The sequence below is a fragment of the Streptomyces eurocidicus genome (assembly GCF_002891295.1).
Taxonomy (GTDB): Bacteria; Actinomycetota; Actinomycetes; order Streptomycetales; family Streptomycetaceae; genus Streptomyces; species Streptomyces eurocidicus.
The window spans coordinates 627,751-634,914 of the sequence record NZ_LGUI01000004.1; the positions used below are offsets into that span (position 1 = coordinate 627,751).

Annotated in this window: 8 protein-coding genes and 1 pseudogene; 2 read left to right on the forward strand and 7 right to left on the reverse strand. The window is 69.6% G+C overall.

Features of this window, described 5'->3' with window-relative positions; genetic code table 11:
* Position 1: 1 nt before the first annotated feature.
* The 7 genes and pseudogenes from AF335_RS16365 to AF335_RS16395 all read right to left on the reverse strand — a co-directional run bounded on the left by AF335_RS16365 (position 2) and on the right by AF335_RS16395 (position 6,096).
* Complete coding sequence (locus AF335_RS16365) at positions 2-634, reverse strand: response regulator (protein ID WP_102919112.1); 633 nt, start codon at positions 632-634, stop codon at positions 2-4.
* Complete coding sequence (locus AF335_RS16370) at positions 631-1,899, reverse strand: sensor histidine kinase (RefSeq protein WP_102919113.1); 1,269 nt, start codon at positions 1,897-1,899, stop codon at positions 631-633. Before AF335_RS16370 ends, AF335_RS16365 begins: the two co-directional genes overlap by 4 nt.
* A complete protein-coding gene (locus AF335_RS16375; RefSeq protein WP_102919114.1) occupies positions 1,896-2,756 on the reverse strand; it encodes an ABC transporter permease in 861 nt (286 codons plus the stop codon). The genes AF335_RS16370 and AF335_RS16375 overlap by 4 nt, the downstream gene beginning before the upstream one ends.
* Complete coding sequence (locus AF335_RS16380; protein WP_102919115.1) at positions 2,753-3,607, reverse strand: ABC transporter ATP-binding protein; 855 nt, start codon at positions 3,605-3,607, stop codon at positions 2,753-2,755. Before AF335_RS16380 ends, AF335_RS16375 begins: the two co-directional genes overlap by 4 nt.
* Before the next feature lie 758 nt (positions 3,608-4,365).
* Positions 4,366-4,497 (reverse strand): annotated as a pseudogene (locus AF335_RS35645) (DUF262 domain-containing protein); the annotation flags it as partial.
* 541 nt (positions 4,498-5,038) lie between these two features.
* Positions 5,039-5,257 carry a DUF397 domain-containing protein gene (locus AF335_RS16390; protein ID WP_311775578.1) on the reverse strand — a complete coding sequence of 73 codons (219 nt, stop codon included), beginning with the start codon at positions 5,255-5,257 and terminating at the stop codon, positions 5,039-5,041.
* A complete protein-coding gene (locus AF335_RS16395) occupies positions 5,254-6,096 on the reverse strand; it encodes a helix-turn-helix domain-containing protein (protein ID WP_244927049.1) in 843 nt (280 codons plus the stop codon). Before AF335_RS16395 ends, AF335_RS16390 begins: the two co-directional genes overlap by 4 nt.
* Positions 6,097-6,576: 480 nt before the next feature.
* Between AF335_RS16395 and AF335_RS16405 the strand changes: the two genes are divergently transcribed.
* Together AF335_RS16405 and AF335_RS34665 are read left to right on the forward strand one after the other, a co-directional pair.
* Positions 6,577-6,795, forward strand: a complete 219-nt coding sequence (locus tag AF335_RS16405) for a hypothetical protein (RefSeq protein ID WP_184743288.1) — start codon at positions 6,577-6,579, stop codon at positions 6,793-6,795.
* On the forward strand, positions 6,792-6,968 hold the full coding sequence (locus tag AF335_RS34665) for a hypothetical protein (RefSeq protein ID WP_170127715.1): 177 nt from the start codon (positions 6,792-6,794) through the stop codon (positions 6,966-6,968). Before AF335_RS16405 ends, AF335_RS34665 begins: the two co-directional genes overlap by 4 nt.
* The last annotated feature ends 196 nt before the right edge of the window (positions 6,969-7,164 follow it).

Genomic DNA, 7,164 nt, shown 5'->3' on the forward strand with positions numbered 1-7,164 from the left:
GTCAGTCGGTGGTCAGCAGCCCGTACTGCATCGCCCGGGTGACGGCGGCCGTGCGGTCGGATACCCCGAGCTTGTTGAAGCTCCGGAGCAGATGGGTCTTGACGGTGCTCTCGCCGACGAAGAGGCGGCGGCCGATCTCGGAGTTGGTGCAGCCCTCGGCGACCAGCCGCAGCACCTCCAGTTCGCGCTGTGAGAGCTGCGGCCGGTCGGGCTCGCCGCCGCGCAGCCGGGAGACCAGGGCGGCCGCCACCGTGGGGGCGAGCACGGTCTCGCCGCGCGCGGCCGCCCGTACGGAGTCGGCGAGGTCGCCGCTGGAGGCGTCCTTGAGGAGGTAGCCGGCGGCGCCGGCCTCGACGGCCCGCAGGATGTCGCGGTCGGTCTCGTAGGTGGTCAGCACGACGACGCGGGTGCCGGGGTGGGCGGCGCGGATCTTCCGGGTGGCCTCCACCCCGTCCCCGCCGGGCATCCGCAGGTCCATCAGGACGATGTCGGGCTCCAGCCGGGCGCACAGCGCGACGCCCTCGGGCCCGGAGGAGGCGCCGCCGACGACCTCCAGGTCGGGCTGTACGTCGAGCATGCCGCGCAGTCCCTCCCGTACGACGGGGTGGTCGTCGACGAGCAGGATCCGGATCATCGGGGGGCCTCCTGGTGCGGTGCGGTCGGGGCGTGCGCGTCGGGGGGACAGGCCGCGGCGGTCAGCCGTACGGTCAGCCGGGTGCCCTCGCCGGGGGCGCTGGTCAGCTCCGTGGTGCCGCCGACCTCCGAGACGCGGGCGCGCATGCCGGGGAGACCGTAGCCCTTGCCGGCGCGCCGGGCGGTGGGGACGAAGCCGCGGCCGTCGTCCCGTACGGTCAGCTCCAGGCCCTGGGGGGTGTAGGTCAGGGAGAGCTCGACGCGGGTGGCGTGCGCGTGCTTGCGGATGTTGGACAGCGCCTCCTGGGAGGCGCGCAGGGCCACCACCTCGACGGCGGGCGGCAGCTCGCAGGGGGTGCCGGAGACCTGCACGGCCACCTCGATGCCGAGCTCCTCGGCGAGCCGGTCGCCGAGGCGTCGTACGGCCTCGTCGAGCGAGCTGTCGTCGAGCTGGGCGGGGCTGAGCGAGGCGACGAGGGAACGGGACTCGGCGAGGTTCTCGCGGGCGGTGCGCTGCATCAGGTCGAGGTAGCGGCGGGCCTGCTCGGGGTTCTTCTCCAGCTCGCCCTCCAGCACCTGGCAGAGCATGACGAGGCTGGTGAAGCCCTGGGCGAGGGTGTCGTGGATCTCCCGGGCGAGGCGCTCGCGCTCCAGGATGGCGCCGTGGGCGACCGAGAGGCGGGCCAGCTCGTCACGGCTCTCGTCGAGGCGGCGGATCAGCTCGGCGCGCTCGCTGCTCTGTACGACGATGCTCTCGACCCAGCCGCCGATGCCCAGTGAGGAGCCGGTGACGACGACGGCGATCAGCGTCGTACGGAGCAGGTGGCCGGGGGCGTCCCACATCAGGAGGGTCCAGCCCACGAGCGGGACGAGGTTGTAGACCAGCAGGGCGGCCATGGCCCGGAGCCGGTCGAGCAGCATGTACGCCAGCGGCGCCAGGGCGACCATGGCGACGGACGCCTCCTGGGCGAGGATCGCCGCCGGGGTGTAGAGCACGGCCATGCCGGCGCAGAAGGCGACGGCCCGCCGGGAGTTCTCCGGGTCGCCCTGGAGCGCCGGGCGGCCGACGGCGACGTACAGCGGCACGGACAGCAGCAGCCAGCCGTTCATCAGCCAGACCCACAGGCCGGGCCCGTGCGAGAAGGCGACGAACAGCTCGGCGGCCACCAGCGCCGTACCGCAGTGGAAATCCCACAGCCGGGCGTGCCGCTGCCACGCATGCGTGACGCGTACGCCCGGCTGTGGTGCCGCGGAGGGCGCGGTCATCCGTCGCGCCGGCCCTTCCAGCGGAATGTCGTCAAGCACAGAACCAATCCTCCGATGCACCAAGCGCCCAGGACGAGGGCGACCCGGCCGAGCTCCCAGTCTCCGGCCTGCTCCAGCATCTTCGCCTGGTCAGGAAGGAAGACCGAACGGAAACCTTGGCACATCCACTTCAGCGGGAAGAAGGCGCCCACGTTCTGCATCCATCCGGACATCGAGTTGATGGGGATGTAGACGCCGGAAATGAACTGGATCACGAGGAAGGGGAGGGTCACGATCGGCGTCGCGCTCTTGGCGTCGCGCGGCACGCTGCTCATCGCGATGCCCAGCAGCGAGCAGGCGATCAGGCCGAGGATCAGCACCCAGGCGAAGGTGAACCACTTGGCCGGGTCGGACGGCAGCTCCAGACCGAAGAAGGAGACACCGAAGGCGAGCAGCAGCGCCGTCTCGGCGATGCCGGTCGTCAGGACCAGCCACAGCTTGCCGAAGAAGAACGAGCTGCGCGGGATGGGCATGGCCGCCAGGCGGCGCAGGTTGCCCTCCTCGCGCTCGGTGGCGATGCCGATGGCGATGGCCTGGAAGCTGGTCGACATCAGACCGGCGCCGAGCATCGCGGCCACGTAGAGCTGGGAGACGGTGACCCCGGCGCCCTCGACCTTGTCGTGGAAGATCGACGCGAACATCGTCATCATCATGATCGGCAGGGCGAAGGTGAAGACCACGGCGCCCGGGTTGCGGAAGAACCCCTTGATCTCCAGGCCGCCGCGGAGCAGGCCGAGACGGAAGGCGCCGGGGAGCTTGCCCGACCCGCCGGCGTGCAGGCCGGATGCGGTGGGACCACCCGCGAGAGTCTGGGTCATGCCACTGTCTCCTGCTCCTTGATGAGGCCGAGGTAGATGTCTTCGAGGGACGGCCGGGTGACCGTGAGCTCGGGGATCTCGCCCTTGAAGTACGCCGCGAGCTCGCTGACGACCGTGGTCGGCGAGTCGGTGCGGTGCGTCATGGGCCCGTCGGCGCCGAGCCAGGAGACCTGGGCCTGCGCGGAGGCCCGTCCGCCGAGGGTGGCCGGGTCGCCTTCGGCGACGACCTTGCCCTTGACGACGACGGCCAGCCGGTCGGCGAGCGCCTCGACCTCGTCCAGGTAGTGCGACGTGAGCACGATGGAGGTGCCGCCGTCGGCGAGGGAGCGGATCAGGTCCCAGAACTGCCGCCGGGCCGCGGGGTCGAACCCGGTGGTCGGCTCGTCCAGGAACAGCAGCTCGGGCCGGCCGATGACCCCGATGGCGACGTCGACGCGGCGCCGCTGCCCACCGGAGAGACCGCCCACTCGGGCGTTGGCCTTCTCGGTGAGCCCGACGAGCTCGATGATCTCCTCGGGGTCGCGCGGGTTCGGGAAGTAGCTGGCGAAGTGCCGCACGGCCTCGGCGACCTTCAGATCGCCGATGACGATCTCGTTCTGCCAGACGATCCCGATCCGCGACTTCCACCGCCGCGACGCCTTGCCCGGGTCCTCCCCGAGCACGTCCACCTCACCGGCGTCCCGCTTGCGGTGACCCTCCAGGATCTCCACGGTGGTGCTCTTGCCCGCGCCGTTCGGCCCGAGGATGCCGAATATCTCGCCCCGCCGGATATCGAGGTCCAGACCGTCGACGGCGACGTGGTCCCCGTAGACCTTCCGCAATCCGCGGACCCGTACTGCTGTTTCTGCCATGGCTCCAGCATGGCGGGACGGAGAAACCGGCGGGACGACCGGTAGGTCGGAGTGGTGTCCACCGTTCGGTGGACACGCCCGGCGCGGCGACGGCCCACGGGAAGCGGGAACGCCGAGAAGCCGGCCGGATCGGTCCGGGGAGGGCGGGGAGCGGTACACAGTCGCGATTCGCGAAGCTCCGGCGGTCGCCTCCCGTGCCCGGCGCCCGGCGGCGGCCGCGGAACTCCACGGCCAGCGCCTCCCGCTGTTCCGCGGTCAGCCGGCTGACCCGGTGCATGGAGTCCACGAGGAACTGGTCGAGATCCCGCTGCGCGTGCCGGGACGGGTCGGTGAGCCGGAACGCCAGGAAACGCAGGACCATCTCCCGGTCGGCCATGCGTTCGTTGGACACGCTGTTGCCCGTGGTATCGCCGAAGGCCGGGTCCTCCGCGAGGTCGGCGAGGTAGCCGCGGACCGGACCCTCGATCATGGCCTGCCGGATCTCCTGCGGAGTGAGCGGCAGCCCGCCCGTATTGATCCGCGAGAAGACGTGGAACTTCACCGCCTCCGGGGGTGCCCTGCTGGATGATGTGCACCACGAGCTGGGTCTCACGCAGCCTGATCCGCAGCCGACCGGTCAGGTCCCGGTATCCCTTGCCGTGAAAGTCACTCAGGTAGTCGAGCCCGTACAGGGCGAGCGGCGGCATGCCGACGGCTTCGGGCGCGATGAACCGGGCGATCGCCGTCAGCCGCTGGATACCATCGACGACAGCCCAGTTGTCCTCCTCGTCCTGCGCCATGTGGAAGGACGAGATGGGGATGCGCAGCAGCAGCGACTCGATGAGGCGGCTCTGCTGCACGTCGGTCCAGATGCCGGCCCGGCGCTGGAAGTCCGGCGCCAGGTCGATCATCCCCTCCCGCAGCCGAGACAGGAGGAGGTCGACCGTGGTGTCCTGCGTCTCGATCTTGATGCTCTCGGGCCGGAAGGGCGCGGAGATCCCATCGGCGTCGGCCGCGCCGTCGGCGCCTTCGGCGCCTTCGATTCCCTCCGCGCCCTCCTCGTCGGCGGGCTGCTCCAGCTCCACACCGGGGAGCCCGTCGGCTCCGACCTCGACGGGACTGTTCAGCGAAGGGAAGAGTCCGGATTGCAGCAGCTCTGTGTCCTCCGCCGGCAGCTGATACCGCTGGAATCCCACGGCCCGCCCGCGCGCGTCCGCTACCGCTGTCCTCAAGCCCTGCCATGGCTCCCCGTCACCTTTGCTCCGCTCGCCGCCGCGTGTGGTTTTGGCCTGTGGGCCAGCCTATAGAGGACGGGCGATCAGGTCAGGGTGGCGGGAGGCCGGATTCGGCCCGGGCGTCGGGGCGGGGAGCAGTCGCGCGAGGCCGGCTGACGGTCGGTGCGTCAGCCACGGCCGGAGGTTCGCACCAGGGCTGTTCATGGTCGCGCCGGGCTTAACCGGCGGCGGCCGGGAAGCCTCCGGCCTTGATTCCGTCCACGAATGCCGACCAGGCGTCGGAGTCGAGAACGACCACGGGCCCGCCTGGGGCCTTGCTGTCACGGATGGGAACGATGCCGGGGTACCCATCGGCAACCTCAACGCAATCGTTCTCCAAACCGCTATAACTGGACTTTCGCCATCCGGCTATGCCCAGGCCGGGTATCTCAATCACTGGTATCCCTCCAAGTACTTACGGATGAGCTCCAGCGATTCGCACTCCGGTAGCGCCAACCCGCGCACCGCATCGAATCGTTGCGAGAGCTCCACAACCCTCTTCGGGGACCCTACCAACTCGCCGGATCCGAACGATTCGACATAGGCGAGCGTCGCACCATTGGGCGCCGTGAGGAGCGTCAGGCTACCCCCAAGCATCCAATACTCCCCTCGCTCGAATGGCAGGACCTGAATGGTTACGTCAGGGTCTTCAGCGACCTTCAGGGTGTGGGTAAGTTGCCTCATCATCGCCACTTTCCCGCCGACTGGCCGCTTTAGCGCCGACTCGTCCATGACCGCCCAGTACGGGGGCCGCTCTTCCCGGCTGAAGACCCGCTGCCGACCCATCCGGTTGACTACGGCCTCATCGAAGTGACCCTTCGGCGCCTTAGGGCGAGCTGTTCGCAGTAGAGCACTCGCGTAATCTTCGATCTGCAGTAGCGCAGGGATCGTGCTGCTCGTGAAGACCTGAATCCGCTCGGCCTGAGCCTCCCTTGTGGCAGCCGTTCGCCCGTACTCCTGCACCGATCCCCCGCGGACGGTGTCGAGGAGCTGGATGAGCGTTCCACCCATTTCAAATCGCTGATCAAGGGCGGCCATCAAGGCGTCGGACGGCAATTGAGTGCCAAGCTCCACCCTGTTGATATAGCTGTGCCCATAGCGTGTTTCTTCGGCGAGGTCTCGCAACGACAACCCCGCACGCTTGCGCAGATGCTGAATCATCAACCCGATCGCCTGACGTATCGTCAGCCGTTCGTCCTGTTCCCGCTCAGTCATCGAACAACCGCCCGTCACCATCTGCGAGTTGTGTACACGCCTCCTCTGGTGAGGGTATGCCCCTCTGCTCAATCCTGGTAATCGCCTGATCACAGAGCGCAGGAGGCGCTGACGCCCCTGCCCTTCGGCAGGCACAAGACGTGCCACATGCGAGACCCCCGCGACCGTGGCGTCGGTCCGGGGGCGTGGCCAACGCTGACAAGGAGCGCTAGCAATGCACGACCTTATCCTCCGATGCCTCACGTGGGCGAGAACAACCTTCTGGCCCGGTGCTGCCGACCGCACCGGCCGAGCCACCCGGGCTCCACAGATACCCACCCCGCAACCCATGACGCCCCCGGCGCCGAAGGCCCCGTCCCTTGCCGAGGTGCCGATGGGTGACGGCGCCGGCCCCGTCTTCCTGTGGGTGACGGCACACGGCATCGACTTCCGGCCTCGCCAGCCCCACGGTGCGGAGGTGAGCCGGTGACGGCCGCCGACGAGCGCCGAGGAGACGGGCGGGTGCCCAACGTAGGGGCACTGGTCGTAGACCTCCGGCGGGATCGTGTCGGTGAGGTGATGGCCTCGACCGGCGGGCGGTTGTCGCTGCGGCCCCCGTCCGGCGGACGGGAGTGGGAGGCGTTCCCCTGTGACGTCCGCTCGATGACCGCGAGCGACGAACTGCGGGCGAAAGTGACGGAGGCCAACGACCGGAGCAGGCGAGAGCGGGGCACGGCATGAGCGAGAAGACCACCGCCGAACACGGAACCGCGCCCGAACCCCGGCGCCCTCGGTGCCAGGAGTGCTGGGACATCAAGCGCACGAGGGCTCAAGCGCTGGTGGTCGACGACCGCCGGACGGCCGAGGAGATGACCCGGGCCATGGGCGTCCACATCTGGAAGGCGCACGCGTGAGGGCCCCGGGGGAACATCAGGGGTGCGAGGCCGGGGCGATCCGGCCACCGCTGGAACTCGGCGGGAACGGAGTCGTCTACGTGCCGACGTCTGAACCCGTGAAGCCGTGCACCCACCCCTGCTCACTGTGCCAGCTGAGGGAGCGCCAGAAGACCGCTCCGGCGGGAGCGGGAATCCGCGACAGCTGACTGCCGCA